General features: G+C 56.3%; 13 protein-coding genes. 5 read left to right on the plus strand and 8 right to left on the minus strand.

The annotated features are described in order from the left end of the window. Positions 1-177: 177 nt before the first annotated feature. The gene (arcA, locus tag DPEP_RS03545; protein ID WP_005659654.1) at positions 178-1,401 is read right to left on the minus strand and encodes an arginine deiminase; all 1,224 of its coding nucleotides are present in this window, start codon (positions 1,399-1,401) and stop codon (positions 178-180) included. A 399-nt stretch (positions 1,402-1,800) separates the two neighbouring features. On the opposite strand from arcA, the gene DPEP_RS03550 reads away from it, so the two are divergent. The 4 genes from DPEP_RS03550 to DPEP_RS03565 are packed head-to-tail and all read left to right on the plus strand — an operon-like array spanning position 1,801 to position 4,494. After that, positions 1,801-2,064 carry a hypothetical protein gene (locus tag DPEP_RS03550; protein ID WP_005659656.1) on the plus strand — a complete coding sequence of 88 codons (264 nt, stop codon included), beginning with the start codon at positions 1,801-1,803 and terminating at the stop codon, positions 2,062-2,064. 50 nt (positions 2,065-2,114) lie between these two features. Continuing rightward, positions 2,115-3,266 carry a DegT/DnrJ/EryC1/StrS family aminotransferase gene (locus DPEP_RS03555; RefSeq protein ID WP_005659658.1) on the plus strand — a complete coding sequence of 384 codons (1,152 nt, stop codon included), beginning with the start codon at positions 2,115-2,117 and terminating at the stop codon, positions 3,264-3,266. After that, positions 3,263-3,886, plus strand: a complete 624-nt coding sequence (locus tag DPEP_RS03560) for a sugar transferase (protein ID WP_005659660.1) — start codon at positions 3,263-3,265, stop codon at positions 3,884-3,886. The genes DPEP_RS03555 and DPEP_RS03560 overlap by 4 nt, the downstream gene beginning before the upstream one ends. Further along, positions 3,883-4,494 carry an acetyltransferase gene (locus DPEP_RS03565; protein ID WP_005659662.1) on the plus strand — a complete coding sequence of 204 codons (612 nt, stop codon included), beginning with the start codon at positions 3,883-3,885 and terminating at the stop codon, positions 4,492-4,494. Before DPEP_RS03560 ends, DPEP_RS03565 begins: the two co-directional genes overlap by 4 nt. A gap of 7 nt (positions 4,495-4,501) precedes the next feature. Here DPEP_RS03565 and wecB read toward each other — a convergent pair whose 3' ends face one another. The 6 genes from wecB to DPEP_RS03595 all read right to left on the minus strand — a co-directional run bounded on the left by wecB (position 4,502) and on the right by DPEP_RS03595 (position 15,075). Continuing rightward, positions 4,502-5,602, minus strand: a complete 1,101-nt coding sequence (wecB, locus tag DPEP_RS03570; protein ID WP_005659664.1) for a non-hydrolyzing UDP-N-acetylglucosamine 2-epimerase — start codon at positions 5,600-5,602, stop codon at positions 4,502-4,504. Beyond that, positions 5,602-6,582 (minus strand): NAD-dependent epimerase/dehydratase family protein, encoded by a 981-nt coding sequence (locus DPEP_RS03575; protein WP_083797504.1) that lies wholly within the window; start codon positions 6,580-6,582, stop codon positions 5,602-5,604. The genes wecB and DPEP_RS03575 overlap by 1 nt, the downstream gene beginning before the upstream one ends. After that, positions 6,564-7,100 (minus strand): winged helix-turn-helix domain-containing protein, encoded by a 537-nt coding sequence (locus DPEP_RS03580; RefSeq protein ID WP_005659668.1) that lies wholly within the window; start codon positions 7,098-7,100, stop codon positions 6,564-6,566. The genes DPEP_RS03575 and DPEP_RS03580 overlap by 19 nt, the downstream gene beginning before the upstream one ends. A gap of 177 nt (positions 7,101-7,277) precedes the next feature. Further along, on the minus strand, positions 7,278-10,511 hold the full coding sequence (locus tag DPEP_RS03585; RefSeq protein WP_156775066.1) for a carboxypeptidase-like regulatory domain-containing protein: 3,234 nt from the start codon (positions 10,509-10,511) through the stop codon (positions 7,278-7,280). Between the two features lie 208 nt (positions 10,512-10,719). Next, positions 10,720-13,764 (minus strand): efflux RND transporter permease subunit, encoded by a 3,045-nt coding sequence (locus DPEP_RS03590; protein ID WP_005659674.1) that lies wholly within the window; start codon positions 13,762-13,764, stop codon positions 10,720-10,722. A gap of 9 nt (positions 13,765-13,773) precedes the next feature. Continuing rightward, a complete protein-coding gene (locus DPEP_RS03595) occupies positions 13,774-15,075 on the minus strand; it encodes an efflux RND transporter periplasmic adaptor subunit (protein ID WP_005659675.1) in 1,302 nt (433 codons plus the stop codon). A 166-nt stretch (positions 15,076-15,241) separates the two neighbouring features. Between DPEP_RS03595 and DPEP_RS03600 the strand changes: the two genes are divergently transcribed. Next, positions 15,242-16,150 (plus strand): DMT family transporter, encoded by a 909-nt coding sequence (locus tag DPEP_RS03600; protein WP_005659676.1) that lies wholly within the window; start codon positions 15,242-15,244, stop codon positions 16,148-16,150. Here DPEP_RS03600 and DPEP_RS03605 read toward each other — a convergent pair. Continuing rightward, complete coding sequence (locus DPEP_RS03605; RefSeq protein ID WP_005659677.1) at positions 16,131-17,831, minus strand: putative bifunctional diguanylate cyclase/phosphodiesterase; 1,701 nt, start codon at positions 17,829-17,831, stop codon at positions 16,131-16,133. The two genes, DPEP_RS03600 and DPEP_RS03605, sit on opposite strands and share 20 nt — an antisense overlap. Positions 17,832-17,850 lie beyond the last annotated feature (19 nt).

A 17,850-nucleotide genomic window follows, 5' to 3' on the forward strand; every position in this document is an offset into this window, starting at 1 on the left:
GAAAACGGCCTCGCCATCACAGAGGAAACCGTTATTTAAAAGGATTACGTCATCGATTATACTAGAAAAATCGAACATACTACAGAGGACTTATAACCCCTTTATACATCAGAGTCAGGGCCAAAACGGAGCCAGAGAAGTGATCGACACGAGGACAAAGTGGTATGGTCGACGAGACTAGATATCTTCCCTGACCAGGGGCATGCTCATGCAGCGCGGGCCTCCACGTCCTCTGGAGAGCTCGGAGCTCGGCATTACGTAGGTCTTTATGCCGTTATCCCTGAGAAGCTCGTTGGTGACGTAGTTTCTGGAGTAGACAACCACCTCGCCGGGAGCTATAGCCAAGGTGTTGGAGCCGTCGTTCCACTGCTCTCTGGGGGCGTCCACCGGGTCTCCTCCGGCGCAACGGATGAGGGTTACGTCGTCCAGCTTCAGGGTGCTCTTGAGGATCTCCTCCAAAGTGGCGGTCATCTCCTCTATCTTGAGGCCGTCTCCGTCCTTCTTTATTGAGAAGACCTGCAACGGCCCCTCTATCTCGGGGTGGATGGTGAACTTGTCCCTGTCCACCATGGTGAAGACCGTATCCAGGTGCATAAAGGCCCTCTTCTTGGGGATATTGAAAGCCAGTATGGTCTCGAAGGTCTGGCCGTCCCGGAATATATTATTCGCCAGGGTCTCCACGGAAGCGGCGTCGGTCCTCTGGGAGATACCTATAGCCAACACCTTCGGGCTGAGGATCAGCTCGTCCCCTCCCTCCAAGGAGGTGAGCTCGTCTCGATCGAACCATATGGGGATCTCACAATCGGCAAAACGAGGATGATTCTCGAAAATGTACTTGGCGAAAAGGGTCTCCCTGTTTCTCGTGTCGGTGCGCATGTGGTTGAGGGTTATCCCGCTGCCCATGGTGGCGAAGGGATCCCTGGTGAAGTAGAGGTTGGGAAGGGGGTCGATCGCGAAAGGATCGTCGGTGCTGAGCTTATCCGCCAAAGACAGCCTGCGGGCATCGGCCATCTCGTGCCAACGGACTCCTGCCATCATACGGTCCACCATATCTCTGGGATCGAAGGAAAGAAAATAATCCTTGAGGCTTTCTCTGGTACCGCGGCCGGGAATCCTCGCCTCGGAGATGAAATCGTCGACGAAACTGTCTCTAACGAAGACATCCGTCAGGGACTCGGCGGCCAGGTTCTCCAGATAGAGGACCTCCACCCCGTTGTCCGTCAGGATCTCGGCAAAGGCATCGTGTTCCTGTCTGGCGACCTCCAGGTAGGGGATATCGTCGAAGAGAAGGCGCTCCATTAGATCGGGGGTGAGATTCTCCACCTCTTTACCCGGTCTGTGAAGAAGTACCGTCTTGAGACGACCGATCTCGGAAGAGACTTTTAAAGGAGACGGGTTCATATATATTCCTCCTTACATTGGATAGTGTAACTGAAACAAACGGGATCTCGCTCTACGGCTTAAGTCTATATCATAAACCAAGTATGTCAATAGGTTCAGAAACCCTAAAATGAACCACCCCTCCGAAGAAAAACAAAAAAACACTCGCAGCAAGGCTTTAAGGCTAAACCAGAGATCTTTTTCACAGATAGACCGGCTCGCCCAAAAACTTACAATAAACCGAAATAAACCAATACAGTTTCCATCAACTTTGATTTAGAAAACCTTCGTTCGATTTACAAGTCGTCAAAAAATAAAGTACACCGATCAGCTCGTTTATAGTTTAAATATTCAACTACAGAACCTCTCCGAGGAGTACGAAAAATAAAGAGAAGCCACTTACTGGAGGAGGGAAATCCGATGACCGAGAGGATCGAGAGCATAAGACCGGTAAAATCCATAGCCCCTGCCAAACTGAAGAGAGTGGAGAGAAGAGGAAAAGACGGAAAGGGTAGCAACAAAGACTGGGAAGAGGCCCTGGAGGAAGAGCTCCGACAGGAACAGGATAGGGAAAAAGACGAGGAAAAAGAGGAGAAGGACGAGCCGGAGGAACGGGAACCGGAAAAGGCGCCGCATGCCAGCAAGCCTATAATCGTCCACGGCCATCTGGACGTAAAAGCGTGATAGAATATCGATCGAAACCGGTCTAAATCAAAAATGAAGAGGGTGACCTTTTGACTACGCAACGGGAACGAATAATACTGTCACCGCCCCACATGAGCGGAGACGAGCTTCGTTTCGTCCACGAAGCCTTCGAGTCTGGCTGGATAGCCCCTCTGGGGCCTCAGGTGGACGCATTCGAGAGGGAGACGTCCGATTACATAGGAAGGCCTCAGGCCCTGGCACTCAGCTCGGGCACGGCGGCGCTCCATCTGGGGCTGCGGCTTCTAGGTGTAGAGACCGGAGACGTGGTGCTGTGCTCCAGTCTGACCTTCATAGCGTCGGTCAGCCCTGTGACTTTCATGGGAGCCAAGCCCTACTTCGTCGACTCCGACGAGGACACCTGGAACATGTCGCCTCGGGCCCTGGAGCGCGCCATAGACGACCTGTCGTCCAAGGGAATAAAGCCCAAGGCGGCCATAGTGGCGGAACTGTACGGCCAGGCCCCCAAATGGGACGAACTCATGCCCATCTTCGACCGCCACGACATCCCGGTGCTGGAGGATTCGGCGGAGGCCCTGGGAGCCGAATACGACGGCAGAAAGTGCGGCACATTCGGACGCTACTCGGTGCTTTCCTACAACGGGAACAAGATAATAACCACCTCCGGAGGAGGAATGCTCCTGCTGGACGACCCCGAATCCAGGGAGAAGGCCTTCTTCTGGGCCACCCAGGCCAGGGACAAGGCTCCCTGGTATCAGCACAGCGAGATAGGCTACAACTACAGGATGAGCAACGTCCTGGCCGCCATAGGCAGAGGGCAGATGCTCCACCTGGACGAGAGGGTCGAGGCCAAGAGGGCCGTCTACGAAAGATACGAAAAGGCATTCTCGGACATTCCGGGAATCGCCCTGATGCCCGAGGCCAAAAAGGGAAAATCCTCCATGTGGCTCACCTCCATAACCGTCGATCCCGACGAGACCGGCACCACCGCCATGGACATATGGAAGGCCCTGGGAGACGAGAACATAGAGAGCCGACCGGTCTGGAAGCCAATGCACCTTCAGCCGGTATTCGAGGGCTGTGGCTACGCCTCCCACGACGACGGGATAAGCGTCGGAGACAGACTCTTCGAGAACGGCCTCTGCCTCCCCTCCGGCACCTCCATGACGGAACTGCAGCAGGACAGGGTCATAGAGACGGTAAGGAAGGCCCTGAAAAGGTGAAAGCCCCTCATCCATCCGTAACCGATCCTATCAAGAGAGCCGTCGACATATACCTGGCGACGGCCGGCATCGTGGCACTGTCTCCGATACTGGCAGCCGTGTCCCTGGCTGTTCGGACCAAGCTGGGCCGCCCCATATTCTTCAAGCAGAGAAGACCGGGACTTAACGGCAGGATCTTTCACATGATAAAGTTCCGCACCATGACAGACGGCAGAGACGAAAGCGGCGAGCTCCTGCCGGACGAAAAGAGGCTTCCTCCCTTCGGAAGGTTCCTCCGCAGCACCAGTCTGGACGAACTGCCCGAGCTGTTCAACGTCCTGAAGGGGGATATGAGCCTGGTGGGGCCCAGACCTCTGCTGGTCGAGTACCTACCTCTCTACAGCCCGGAACAGTCCAGACGCCATCTGGTCCGACCGGGAGTGACAGGCTGGGCTCAGGTGAACGGAAGGAACGCCCTGTCCTGGGAGGACAAGTTCTCCCTGGACATATGGTACGTTGACAACTGGTCCAGAAAACTGGACTGGAAGATACTCGTCATGACGGTGAAATCGGTGTTCCGCCGGGAAGGCATAAGCTCGGGAGACCACGCCACCATGCCGCCTTTCGGAGGCTCCCGATGAGAGACGTTTTCGTTCTCGGCGCGGGAGGACACGGCAAGGTGGTCATAGCCACATTGAAGGCCATGGGATATTATGTGGTCGCCGTACTGGACGACGACGAAAAACTGTGGGGATCGAAGGTATCGGGAATAACCGTAGCGGGTCCCATGGATGCCGTCAGGAAATCAAAGAACCCCTCGGCGATCATAGCAGTGGGGATCAACGAGACCAGACGAAAAATAGCCCGGAGAATAGAGGGGGTGGATTGGATCTCCGCCGTTCACCCGTCCGCTATCGTCGATCCCTCGGCAAGGATAGGCCCTGGCACGGTAGTCTTCGCCGGGGCGGTGATCCAGCCGGACTCGGTTCTGGGAAGCCACGGCATAATAAACACCGGAGCCACGGTGGACCACGACTGCCGCATAGGGAACTTCGTCCACGTGGCACCGGGATGCAACCTGGCCGGGGCCGTGACCCTGGAGGAAGGGACCTTCATGGGCATAGGAAGCCGGGCGATCCCCGGCGTCACAGTCGGAGCCTGGACCACCGTCGGAGCGGGAGCTACCGTCTTGGGTGACCTGCCAGGAAACATCACAGCGGTGGGAACGCCGGCCAGATCGATCCGTTAGCCCTCGACTATATATCGTCGAGGGCTTTCGCTATCCTCTCCGACGCCCTTCCGTCCCCGTAGGGATTGGGAGACGACGCCATACGGGCCAAACGGTCATCGTCGTTTAGGAGAGCCGACACGGCCTCCTTCAGGTTCTTAGGGTCGTTGCCGACCAAGGTCAGTATGCCGGCCTCCACACCCTCGGGCCTCTCCGTGACGTTTCTGGCGACAGCCACCGGAACCCCAAGAGAGGCTCCCTCCTCCTGAAGCCCTCCCGAATCGGTCAGAATGAGACGGCTGGCGGACAGCAACGCCGCCATGGCCCCGTATCCCAGAGGATCCAGAAGAAGGATGTTGGGTTCTTTCTCCAAAATCGGCCACACCGACTCACGGACCGTAGGGTTGAGATGGACCGGATAGACGAAGAGATGATCCCGATGCTCCCTGGCTATCGAGGCCACCGCCTCTGCCAGGCCTGTCAGAACGGGCCAGTTTTCCCTCCTGTGGAGGGTCACCGTTACGATCCTTCCCGACTCGGGCATCTCTACAGGCAGGGCCCCCTTTCGGGCGGCGTAGAGTATAGCGTCCACTCCGGTCTGACCGGTCACCACTATACGGTCCTCTCTCTTGCCCTCCCGAAGCAAATTGTCCCTGGAGGATTCGGTAGGGGCGAAATAGAGATCGCATATGACGTCGGTCAACACCCTGTTGGCCTCCTCCGGAAAGGGCTCGGACATTGAGCCGGAGCGAAGCCCCGCCTCGACGTGCCCCACGGGGATCCTCTCCAAGAAGGCAGCCCAGGCCACGGCGAAGGTGGTCAGGGTATCTCCGTGAACCAGGACGTAATCTGCCTCAAGTTCCCTCAGGGCTTCGGCGGCCTGGGGAAGAATCTTGGCCGCCAGATCCGGAAGGCTCTGGCGGTCTGTCATGACGTTCAAATTCGCGTCGGCGGATATGTCGAAGATCTCAAGTGCCTGGCGAAGCTGTTCCCTGTGCTGCCCTGTGAGCAGTATCTTGGGGATCAGGCCGTCTCGTCCGGAAAGGGCCCTGTAGACCGGGGCCATCTTTATTGCCTCCGGCCTGGTGCCGAAGGCCAGGACGACTACCTTATCCCTTCCCTTCACCATCAGAGGCCGCATCTTCGACGATAATAGGAGACCGTGTCGTCTATGCCGTCCTCCAGGGATCGGAAGGACGAAAGGTCCATCAGGCTCCTCAGTTCAGACAGATCTGCGAAGCTGTGCCTGATGTCTCCGGGCCTCTCCGGCTCGAAGGAAGGAGACTCTTTTTCCGAAACCAGTCGGGACAAGAGCGAGTAGACCTCGTTTACCGAGGCCCTGCGACCGCTTCCCACGTTCATTACCGAACCGCCTATGGACTGGGCCTCGTCGGCGGCCTTCACCATGACCCTGGCGACGTCCTCAACGTGAACGAAGTCCCTGGTCTGCTCTCCGTCGCCGAAGACCGTCACGGCACGGCCGTCCAGAAGAGCCGTTGTGAAACGGGGTATGACAGAGGCGTAGGGCCCTTCGGGATTCTGTCTGGGACCGTAGACGTTGAAGAACCGAAGCCCCACCGAAGGGATACCCCAACAGCGAAAAGCCGCGGCTGCCACCAGCTCGTCCATGGCCTTGCTTGCACCGTAGGGAGATTGAGGCATAGGAAGCTCGGTCTCTCGTCTTGGACCGTCGTCGGCCCCCTCTCCGTAGATGGCGGCGGAGCTGGCGTATACCACCGGAACGGGCCTGTCTTTCAGTAGCTCGAGCATATCGGAAAAGGCGGTCACGTTCACCTCGTAACACTCTCTGGGCTTCTGTACCGACTTTGGAACCGATACCATGGCGGCTAGGTTGAACAGTGCGTCCGAATCCTCCAGAAGCCCCTTCATGAGATCTAGATCCCTGATATCGCCTACGTGGAGGGAGACCCTATCGCCTAGCCCCTCTATGTTGGAGCCATCGGACGACGAGAGATCGTCCACAACCGACACGTTCCATCCCCTATCTATCAAGACACCGCACAGATGGGAGCCTATGAATCCCGCTCCTCCGGTCACCAAAGCTTTTTTACCGGCCATAGCCATACTCACTAATCCTCTCTCTTCCATATGACGAGGGCATCCTGTCCCTCGAAATTAGTCCTCAAAGTACCGAACTCGGCCTCGTTCAGCACCAGCCATCGGATCTTTACCTTGAGATCTCCCTCGAGTCGAGATACCAGGCTCTGGAGATAGCCTCGATCGATATCTCCGACTAAAACAAGGTCGATAAGACCGGAGTTCACCCCTCTGGCGTAATCGCCGGTGACGAAAGCCAGTTTTACGTCACCCAGTTTGGCCACGACCGACTCGACCAGACGATCTATTCCCATGGTCTTTCGGACAAGTCCCTGTATCTCCGGAAACAACGGATGTCCGCTGTTGGCCCGATAGACCTTGGTCCTGCCCTCGGTGGAGGACTCGAGCAATCCCGCCTCGGCCAGACGGTTCAGCTCCACCCTGACCGAGTTGGTCGACTCGCCGAACTCGTCGGCCAGTTCCCTCAGGTATCCAGAGGATCCGGGATTCAGAAACAACTTTAGAAGAAGACGCACCCGCGTCTTGGACGTTATCAGAGATTCAAGCATCTCACCCGCTCCAATCCTATAGCCTAGAAAAGTCGATACGACCTGTAGAAGGCCAGATATGAGTCATAATATAACTCAAAGCCACCTTGCGGGAAAGTGTGTTTATACCTAACAGAGAAAGGGACAGAGGAAATCCTCTGTCCCTTTCTCGATCAAAAACGGAATCTTATATCTCAGTTACCAGTAGAGAGCTCCCGGAAAGTCCGCTTCCAGAATCCGTAAGGCCGACTTCTCCGGATCCTGCCCGCTGAGGACCAGGTCCATCAGAGAACTATACCCGGTGAGGTTATCGTAGTCTATGACGGAAACGGTAAAAGTCGGGTCCCCTTCGACATCGTCGAACCAGGCCTCCAGGTCTTCGGGAAGGGACGGGAAGGTGTAGCTTTGGGTTCCTTTACCCTTCTCGAAGAATACATCCCAGTTGACCTGCGTATGAGTATTCACCGTCCCATCAACGGACGTCACAGAAGAATAGGCTTCCTCACTTACTCCCGCGTTCATAGCGTCTATGTCCTGAGTTGTGCTGAGAGTCCAGGTCAATTCGGGATTGATTCCCGAACTGTCGACGCTGACGTTGGTAAAGGAGTAATCCGGCAGAGATACGGCCAACTTATCGGGCAGAGACGAACCCAGACGTTTCTTCTCCTCCACCGAGGTGATATCGGTGCTTACTGTCTCGTCTCTGACGAGAGCCAATGCGTCCTGGAAGAAGACATCACCGTCGAAATCGGGAAGCTGTATGGTACCGGACTTAGCTGCCCTGTCCAGGATCTCGGAGAGGGACTTTTCCTCGACCTCACGGCGCTCTGTCGTGGAGCCAGTCATCATGAACTCGTGCTGGAAAAGGTTGAACAGATCGTACTCGACGCCTTTTCTTTCCGCCATGACCGAAAGGGAGATTATGTCCTTTTCGGAAGACCAGGGCAGGTTAACGGGTTTCTTATCCAGAGGCAGAGTGTAGGAATCTCCCGACTTGGGAGTCTCGTCGTAAAGGACGCCCCAGGATGTCATCTTCTCCGTTTCGTCTTCCCAAACCTTGGCCATGGAAAGAAGGGTCAGATTACCGTCACTTTGCAGATCGTCAGGATAGACCGGAACGTTGTCCTGGCTGGTTGTCCAATTATTTAGGTAAACATTTCCAAGTGGCTGACAGGTAACGTTCGTCTCGTCGGAAAGATCGGAGGGGTCTACCGATATGTTCAAGTTATAGTTGGGATCCTCCCTATCCTCTACGACCTCGTCTCCCAGAACCTCGGTAACTATGGTCAGTTCCGCGACCGGGACGCCTACCGCGGTCACTATATTGCGGTTGAGATCTTTTTGGACATACGTTTGATAACCGTAATCCGTAACGGTCTCGCGATCCGACTCGTAAGCATAGGAGATTGTGGCGGTCTTTCTCCCTATATCCCCGAAGTTCGCCTTACCTCTCGCATCGGTCTTCCTGTATTCCTCGACCGATCCATCGTCCTTATGAAGCACCACCCAGGCACCAACTACGGGATCTCCGTCGTCGTCCTTGAGGTTCACCACCAACCGTCCGGGAGAAGGAAGGCTCCCCCAAGAGACGGGAACGGTCATAGCGCTGGTCTTTTCGTCGCTATCGGTGGCGGTAAAGGTTATCTGAGCGTTGCCCGAACCGGCAGGAGCGGTCCAAACGGTGGAAGCTCCGGTAGCTCCGGAAAAGGACCCCTCGGAGGCGGTCCAACCGTAGGTCACGGTGCCGCCCTCCGGATCCATAGCCTCTCCGGTGAAGGTGGTCGACGACCCCGCGGCTACGTTGCCCTCGGGAGTTCTGCTCAGTTTGGTTATGACCGGAGGCTGGTTCGCCACGGTGAAATCCAGAACCTTCGGGGTGTCCTTATCGCTTACAGTAGCGGTCTTTCCCTCGACACCGGCTATGTAAACCGTCACCTCGGCGCCTACAGGCACGTTCAAGCTGTAGCTTCCGGAGGAATCGGTCTCGGCCACTCCGCCAACGCTGGAATAGACCTTGACTCCAGACAGAGCCTTGCCCGAATCGTTGGTGACGGTTCCCGTTACGACCCCTTCGAAGCTTATCCTTATGACCTCGTCCAGCTCGATAGAGGGTCTTCCGTCGGTTCTTCCACACTCGTTTTCATCGTAAGGAGTGTAGATATCGTCGGAAGCAACAACGCCCTCCCCATCGGATTTAACGTCGTAGAAGAATTTGACGTTACCAGCGAGAGCGTATACCTGGGCTCTCTCCCGATCGGCCTTGGAGGTCGACTTCTTCACCACGATTCCTCTGGCCCAACCGTCCTTGTCCGTCTTCTTGGGCTGAGAGGTGTTTTTGTATGTCACGCCGGAGGAGTAGACAGCCACGTTTTCCATGGGCTCGCCGTCTCCGTCGACCACCTTGACGCAGAAATAGGAGAATTCCTGGGGGTAGTCTGCGTTCCACCAACTGAAATGGTTGACCTTGGCGTTGACGTAAAGCTTGCCTCCATCTCCGGAAGTTATCCAGGCCTTTTTCATGGGATCCGAAGGAGATCCGGGAGTCATGGCATCTTCCTGAACCCACATAGCCCCGTCGTCGTCGTAGGACCACCACTCTATCCTGCAGGTGAACTCATCGGGACTGGCAATAAGCCTGCTGTCGCCGGAGGCCACGTAGGTCTTTCCTTGGGGGTCCTTCAACGTACCGTTTCGATAGTCTTCGGGCAAGAGCATGGAGACCTCTACGGGGTCGAACCTCTCGATCTTATCCCCGCTCGGGTCGGTCAAGGTAGCCTCGAAGAAAGCCATGCTGACAAGAGGAACGTCGTCGGCACTGGTAGCCGCCATGTAGTCGCCGGGGAAAACCGCGGCCCCGTCGGCACTGGTGGGATCTCCAACGAACAAGGTCAGATTGCCGTCCCTCGGAGCCTCTATCTCGATACGCCCGTTATCGTCGGATACGATATCGCCTGATTTCACCTCTTTATCCACCGCCACCGGTAGAAGGGTAGCGTGGACGGAATGGCTCTCTTCCGGCTTGACAGTTATCGCCTTCTGATAGGTGATACTGCCGTCTTTGGAGAAGGTAAGGACCAGTCGTCCTCCCTCGGACGGAACCGGCACGTCGAAAGCGTAAAAACCGGACTTATCGGAGGAGGTCTTTTTAAGCTCCCAGCCTTCCATCTTTGCCGATATGTCGACTCCGGCAAGCCCAGATCCACTCTTGAGACGAGACACCTTCATGGCACTGAGTCTCTCGGTCGCAGCGACTGAAATCTCCGTCGGAACCGAGTTTGCAACCTGACCGGAGATAGACACGACCCCCGACGTAGTAGGTGCAGGAGTCGGTCCGGGATCATCACCGCTGCTTCCGCAACCTCCCAGCAGGAAGGCCGATCCCACTATCAGGACCAGAAAAACCGCCCACCTCTTCATAAAACCTCTACTCATCCTCACAACACATCCCTTCTTCTCTCTCCTTATACCCGTTCTCCTAGAATCACAGACGACTGAAACGATTGAAAACTTCGAACACATTTCAATAATAGCATAGACGGGAGCAGGATTCCATAAAAAATCCCATGAAAATCCCGCGAAACGAAAAGCAGAAAATTCATGGGATTAAGAATATCAAAATAAATCGTCTAACTAAAAGTTTTTACCGGTCCCCCTCAGGCACGTCTATCCCATAGAACAGCACGAACAGCACCGGCACGAACAGAAGGGTAAGAACCGTGGCGAAGCCAAGACCGCACATTATGGTCACCGCCATGGGACCGAACAGCACGTCTCTGATCAAGGGAATCATGCCCAGTATGGTCGTGCCAGCCGCCATCATGACCGGCCTTAGACGACTGACGCCGGAGTCCATCACAGCGTCGAAGGGGATCATTCCGTCCTCAAGGTTTATGTTGACCTGATCTATCAACACTATGGCGTTCTTTATCAGCATTCCGATCAGGCTTAAGACCCCCAACAGAGCCATGAAACTGAACGACTTGCCGAAAAGCAGCAACCCTACCGTAACCCCTATTATGCAGAGGGGAAGACAGGCCACGATGATGGCGGACTGTTTTATCGAGTTGAAGAGCATGACTATGATCGAGAGCATGACCACCAGGCTGAGAGGCAACATCCGCTTGATGCCCTTCTGGGCGTCGCTGCTGCTCTCGAACTCGCCTCCCCACTCCATCGAATAGCCTAAAGGCAGCTCTATGGCCTCCACGCCGGATCGGATCCTCTCGAAGAGGGCGTTGCTGTTGGCCCCTATGATCGGGTCGGCCTTCACGGTCAAGGTCCTCTCTCTGTCCCTCCGTCGAACGATGGGATTTTCAAAGACGGTCTCAACCCCCGACACCAGGGATCCAAGAGGAACCATCTTTCCTGTAAGGGGACTCCATATCTGTACCAGCTTCAGCCCCTCTACTCCGTCCCTCTCCCTCTCGGGAAGCCGGGAGTATATGGTCAGAAGCCTGTTATCCTCCCGATAGACCCCGACCGGGTCTCCCTGATAGCTGTTCATGAGGGCCTCGTTTATCTGCGGACGGGAGAGCCCCATATTCCTCATCTGGTTGGTCATGACCTTGGGCCTGATGACCTTGGCCAACTGACGCCAGTCCTGCCTGACGAAACCCGCTTTAGGATCGGCCGCAATGACCGCCTCGGCCTGCTCCGCCAAGGAGCGCAACACAGCCGGGTTCGATCCCTGAAAACGGACCTGTATCTTAGCCTCCGAGCCGCCGCCCTTGCTGAACTGCCTGGACTGGGCCACAGCCCCGGGAAGGTTTTTGCTCACGAAATCCTCCGCCCCCTCCATGGCGTCGAAGAGGGTGTCCGATCCCTTCAGGTTGACCACCGCCTGGCCGTAGGCCGAGTCGGGATCTTCCGCCGTGTAGGTCAGGGTAAACCTGAGGGTTCCCCCTCCGACGGTGGTGGCCACCGACTCCACGTCCGGTCGACTCAAAAGATAGGCCTCAAGCTTTGCTATGTTCTCGGAGGTCTCGTATATATCGGACCCCTCGGCACGCCAGAGATCCACGGTGAAACGTGGAGACGCGTCCTGAGGCATGAAGGATTTATCGACGAAACGGAATCCGAAAAGCGCCAGGGCGAAGAGGACCACCATCACAACGGCGAATATCCTTCCGTTTTTAAGGGCGGAGAAGAGAAACCCCCTGTAGACCCTGAAGAACTTGCCCTTGTAGGGATCGTCCGGCTCGCCCTCGGGATCCTTTAGCACCATGACCGCTATCAGAGGGGTTACTGTTATGCCGAGCACCCAGCTCCAGAGCAGCGATATCCCCACCACCTGGAATAGGCTGCGACAGAACTCTCCTGTGCTGTCCGGCGAAAGGCCTATGGCGGAAAAGGCCATTATGGCTATGACGGTGGCTCCCAGAAGGGGCCAGATATTTCCCGCCACGGTCTTGGCCGCCGCGGCAGGGCCGCCCTGGCCTTTCTGAACCCCTATTAGGACCCCCTCAGTTACGACTATGGCGTTGTCCACCAGCATCCCCAGGGCTATTATTAGAGAGGCCAGAGAGACGCTCTGGAGGGTTATACCCATGTAGAGCATGGTGGCGAAGGTGGCCGCTATGGTCAAAAGCAGTATCCCCCCTATGAGGAGGCCGCTCCTCATGCCCATGAACACCACCAGAACCCCGACCACTATAACCAGAGACTCTATCAGGTTCAGCACGAATCCGTTCACCGCCGTGGTGACCTCGCTGGCCTGAAGATATATGGGCTCCAGCTCCATCCCCACCGGTGTGATCTCCACCAACTCCCTGAGCCTGGCGTCCACAGCCAAACCCATATCGACCACGTTGCCGCCCTTAACCGTAGAGATACCTATGCCCAAAGCGGGGTGACCGTCGTAGCGCATGATCTTCTGGGGAGGATCGACGTACTTCCTCTCCACCACCGCCACGTCCTTGAGGCGGATCACCCCTCCGGACCCGCCGCCTATCATTACATCTCCGATATCCTCCTCCGACTTGACCGCTCCGGTGGGATCGATCCTTATGTATTCGTTTCCCACGGTAACCTGGGCCATAGGAGAGAGGGTGTTCTGCTGATTCAACGCACCGTATATGTCCTGAGGCGAGACTCCCAAGGCCGACATCTTGGAACGGGATATCTCCACGTATATGCCCTCGGGCTGATCCCCTATTATGGAGACACTTCCGACTCCGTCCACCAGGAGGAGCTCTTTTTTAAGCTTATCGGCGTAATCCTTGAGCTCCCTGTAGGAATATCCATCTCCTACCAGGGCGTAGAACTGTCCGTAGACGTCGCCGTAATCGTCGTTCACGATGGATTTTTGAACGCCCGGAGGAAGGTTCGCCTGGACGTCGTTGACCTTCCGCCTCAACACATCCCAGATCTGAGGGAGGTCCCCCTCGGTGTATTCGTCCCTTATATCCACGTACACTATGGAGAGGTTGGCCTTCGAGAGAGAGCGAACCATCTTGACCTCGCCCATCTTCTGTATGGCCTCCTCGACCCTGTCGGTTACCTCCTGCTCCACCTCCTGGGAGGTCGCACCGGGATATACGGTGGTCACCACGGCGGTCTTTATGGTGAAATCCGGGTCCTCCAGCTTGCCGAGTTTGGAGTAGGAGATCAATCCCGCTATGGCTACGACCACCACCATGTACAGGACGATAACTTTTTTCTTTATGCACAGTTCGGCTATGTTCATGGCATCCACCTATTCGGCGGTCATCAGGCGGACCTTCTGACCTTCTCTCAGAAAATGGACCCCGGCCGTCACGACCACGTCTCCGGTCTCGAGATCCCCTGTTACGGAGAGTCTGTCGTCCATGTAGGGGCCGGTCTTCACCTGGACCTTGCGAACGGTACCGTCCTCGTAGAGCCATATGTAGCTATTGCCGGACTGATCGGCGAAGACTGCGTCCACTGGAACGGAGAAAAGAGACTTAAGCTTCGAGTCCTGACCTTCAAGAACTCCGCTGGCCCTCAACGTAACGGCCATCCCTGGAAGTATGGTCACGTTTTCCGGGTAGGGCATGGTGACCGTCGCCTGGTAGGTCTGAGTCGAGGGATCCGCCTGGGTGGAGAACTCCTTGAAGGTAACCGGGAACACCCGTCCTGGCATGGCGTCCAGAGTGGCGGAGAGCATCACCTCTCCGATCTGTTTTTCCCTTATCCTGACCACGTCTCCGTCGGGCACGTGGACCACCATCTCTATGTTCTTGAGGTTCTGAAGGCTCAGTATAGTCTGCTTCGCCTGGACGAACTGGTGGTTGTCGACGAAGGTATCCGCCACGACCCCGTCGAAGGGGGCTCTAAGCTCCGTGTCGGACAGGGCGGAGCGGGCGGCTTCGACCGCCGACTCCTGGGCCTGAATGGCCGCCTCCTGTTGCTGGAGCTCTTCCTTTCTGGCTCCGGAGCGGGCCTTCTTAAGGGACTCCTGGGCGGACCGGAGGGACGAACGGGCGACATCGTAGGCGGTCTTATATTGCTCGTACTGCACCTGGGAGACCGCTCCCTGATCGTAAAGAGACTTGAATCTCTTGTAGTTCGACTCGGCCTCGGCATACTGGGCCTGGGCGGCGCTTACCGACGCCTGAGCCGCTGCCAGGTCCTCCGCCCTGGCTCCGGATTTCATCTCCGCCAGCTTCGCCTGTAACTGCCTGAGCTGGCTCTCGGCACTGTCCAGTTTGGTCTTGAAATCCCTGGGGTCTATACGGGCTAGAAGGTCGCCATTCTTGACCGCCTGTCCCTTGTTCATCGGAAACTCCACCAGGGGGCCCGATACCCGAAAGGAAAGGTCCACCTTCTGGGAGGCCTGTACCGTTCCCTGATAGATTCCCTGAAAGGCCTTGCCCTCCGGAGCCAGTATCTCGGTACGGATCGGACGGACTATCTCCGGCTCCGGGGCCTTCTCGCCGAGACGGGAACGCACAAACTCCATGCCTCCGTATCCCACCACCACCAGGATAACCACCGCCAAGGCGATCTTTTTACCTGCCCACAACATTCTCTTCATTTTCTGACCTCCCAGGAATATGAATCCGTATATCGACCATCGTACTATTAAGACGATCTTACCATAGAGGAGGTCCAAAAGTTCGTCATTTTATGATACAGTGTCCTGACTTGATGTATCCGTTCAGCTATGGAAAGGGGGGGAACGGCGTTCGCGCCGACTGGATATGGCAGAGAGAATATACGACAAAAAGAAGATGGCCCTAGGGGATCTGGGCATTCTAACCTGTGCACTGCTTTGGGGGGTTTCCTTCGCCGCCACCAAAGAGGTAATGAAATACATGGGCCCTCTTTGGCTTCTGGCCTTCAGGTTCACCTTCAGCTTCCTGCTAATAGCGGGGCTGTCTCCTAAGAGGCTGAAAAAACTCACCGCCAGGGATATCAAGGTCGGAGGGATAATAGGCTCTCTGCTGCTGGTGGCCATGGCTCTCCAGACCATAGGGCTTCAATATACCACGACAGGCAAGTCGGCCTTTATAACGGCCTGCTACGTCGTGATAGTCCCTTTCATAACCTGGGCTGCCGACAGAAGAAGCCCGGGATTCAAGGCCTTCGTTGCCTCGGGTATATGCCTCTTAGGGATGGGGGCCATAACCCTGGACGGGGTCAATATGGGCATAGGCTTCGGGGAACTTCTAACCCTGGGCTGCGCCCTGGCCTTCGCGATTCAGCTGGTGGTGATAGACCGGATGGCCCAGGAAAGCGACGCCCTCACCCTCACCATGGTGGAGACCGCCTTGAGCGCCGTGGCCTGCGTCGTAGGAGCCCTTATATGGGAGCCGATGCCCCAGGTCAGATCGATGGCGGTGGTGGGCTGGATGGCCTATCTCGTCGTGGGGTGCACCTTGATCCCCTACGCCCTACAGATAAAATCGCAGCAGCTGACGTCGCCCACCCACGCCAGCATACTGCTCATAATGGAGTCGGTCTTCGCCATGACGGTCGGTATCGTCTTTCTCGACGAGCCCCTCACGTCCCGACTCGCCCTGGGCTGCGGCCTGATATTCTTCTCCATCCTTCTCACCGAGCTGGATTTGGCCAGCCTGTCGAAAAAGCTCAGGAGACAGGAGGCCTGAGGGATTCTACAAAATCCGGCAGCTTCTCCGGGTTTAGAGGTCGGCTGTAGACGAAACCCTGAATTATGAGGTCGGCCTTCTCTCCTCCTATGTGGAAAAGCTGACTTTTCGTCTCGACCCCCTCTACCACGACCGCCCTAGCCATGTTACGGGCCATCGCTATCACCGAGTTCGCCACTGCGGCGCTTCTGGGAGACCGCTCCAGATCCAGCACGAAGGAGCGGTCTATTTTTATGCCGTAGAAGGGAAAGTTCCTTATAAAGTCGAAGGAGGCATAACCCGTTCCGAAATCGTCTATAGCTACCTTGACCCCCAAAGCCTTTATCCTGTCGAACAGTTCGAGCAACAGCCCCTTCTCGTCCCGAAAGGTGTTCTCCGTTATCTCCAGGGTAAGCCGTTCCGCCGGGAACCCCGTCTCCTCTAGAGCGGAGGCCACAGTTTCGTAGAGATCGTCTCCGTATATCTGCACCGGCGACACGTTCACCGACATCTTCAACTCAAATCCCGCTCTATTCCAGAGAACCCCCTGACGACAGGCCTCCTCCAGTATCCATCTCCCCAGAGGAATCATTATTCCCGTCTCCTCCGCCAGTGGGATGAACTCTCCGGGAGAGACCACCTCTCCGTCCGGCTTCCGCCACCTCACCAGGGCCTCCACCCCCACGATCTCCGATCCTCCCATGAGGACCTGAGGCTGATATTGCAAAAAGAACTCGCCTCGCTCCATGGCGAGCCTCATCTCCTGCTCTAGTGCGACCCGGCGACGGGCATCGCGGTCCATCTCGTCGTTGTACAGAGCATAGCCTCCAAGTAAGGCCTCCCTCTTTACCCTGTGCATGGCCAGTCCGGCGTTTCGTATCATCTCGTCTCCGTTGGCAGCATCGTCGGGGAACACGCTGACCCCCACGCTGACCGATATGTTGAGCTCCGCCTCGGAGATGGAGATGGGGCTGCTGAACACCTCGCAGATCGAGCGTAGGACCGTTCGTATCCTGTCGGATTTTCCGTTCTGAGGGATAACGAAGGCGAACTCATCGCTGCCGACCCGAGCCACCATCTCGTGGTCCTTCACGATAGACCGGAAACGATCGCCTATATGTCTCAGGACTTTGTCGCCCACCAGATAGCCGAAACCGTCGTTGACGTCTTTGAAGCGGTTCAGGTTCAGCACTATCAGCCCAACCGATTCGCTCTGCCTCTCCCCCCGGGCCAACGACGCCGAGAGCCGTTCCATAAGGACGAAACGATCGGACAGGCCGGTCAGGGCGTCCTTAGCGCCGTGAAAGGACTTGCCCTCTTTCATCGACTTCATCCTGGACAGATCGGAGAAGACCGCCATGTAATATATCGAGCCGTCCGAGCCGGGAAGTCTCTTTATGGAAAGCCACTCGGGATAGATCTCTCCGTCCTTGCGGCGGTTCCAGATCTCCCCCTCCCATCGGCCTTCGCCCTTTATGGACAGCCACATGTTCCTGTAGAAAAAATCGTCGTGATGCTGGGACTTCAATATCCTGGGGTTTCGGCCCATCGCCTCGGATGCCTCATAGCCGGTTATAGCGGAGAAGGCCCTGTTGACCGCCAGTATGGTCCCAGAACTGTCGGTCAGGGTAACCCCCTCTGTTATCTCGTCCCAGACAGCCTCCACCAAGGAGCCTCGGTCAACCGAAAAATTCAAAATCATATGAAATCCCTCCCGACGA

The sequence above is a fragment of the Dethiosulfovibrio peptidovorans DSM 11002 genome, from assembly GCF_000172975.1.
GTDB classification, from domain to species: Bacteria; Synergistota; Synergistia; order Synergistales; family Dethiosulfovibrionaceae; genus Dethiosulfovibrio; species Dethiosulfovibrio peptidovorans.

What these genes read in the sequence shown, in the direction of transcription:
- arcA (WP_005659654.1), bottom strand. Translation starts at nt 1,401, where the DNA reads ATGAACCCGTCTCCTTTAAAAGTCTCTTCCGAGATCGGTCGTCTCAAG.
- DPEP_RS03550 (WP_005659656.1), top strand. Translation starts at nt 1,801, where the DNA reads ATGACCGAGAGGATCGAGAGCATAAGACCGGTAAAATCCATAGCCCCT.
- DPEP_RS03565 (WP_005659662.1), top strand. Translation starts at nt 3,883, where the DNA reads ATGAGAGACGTTTTCGTTCTCGGCGCGGGAGGACACGGCAAGGTGGTC.
- wecB (WP_005659664.1), bottom strand. Translation starts at nt 5,602, where the DNA reads ATGGTGAAGGGAAGGGATAAGGTAGTCGTCCTGGCCTTCGGCACCAGG.
- DPEP_RS03575 (WP_083797504.1), bottom strand. Translation starts at nt 6,582, where the DNA reads ATGGAAGAGAGAGGATTAGTGAGTATGGCTATGGCCGGTAAAAAAGCT.
- DPEP_RS03580 (WP_005659668.1), bottom strand. Translation starts at nt 7,100, where the DNA reads ATGCTTGAATCTCTGATAACGTCCAAGACGCGGGTGCGTCTTCTTCTA.
- DPEP_RS03585 (WP_156775066.1), bottom strand. Translation starts at nt 10,511, where the DNA reads ATGAGTAGAGGTTTTATGAAGAGGTGGGCGGTTTTTCTGGTCCTGATA.
- DPEP_RS03590 (WP_005659674.1), bottom strand. Translation starts at nt 13,764, where the DNA reads ATGAACATAGCCGAACTGTGCATAAAGAAAAAAGTTATCGTCCTGTAC.
- DPEP_RS03595 (WP_005659675.1), bottom strand. Translation starts at nt 15,075, where the DNA reads ATGAAGAGAATGTTGTGGGCAGGTAAAAAGATCGCCTTGGCGGTGGTT.
- DPEP_RS03600 (WP_005659676.1), top strand. Translation starts at nt 15,242, where the DNA reads ATGGCAGAGAGAATATACGACAAAAAGAAGATGGCCCTAGGGGATCTG.
- DPEP_RS03605 (WP_005659677.1), bottom strand. Translation starts at nt 17,831, where the DNA reads ATGATTTTGAATTTTTCGGTTGACCGAGGCTCCTTGGTGGAGGCTGTC.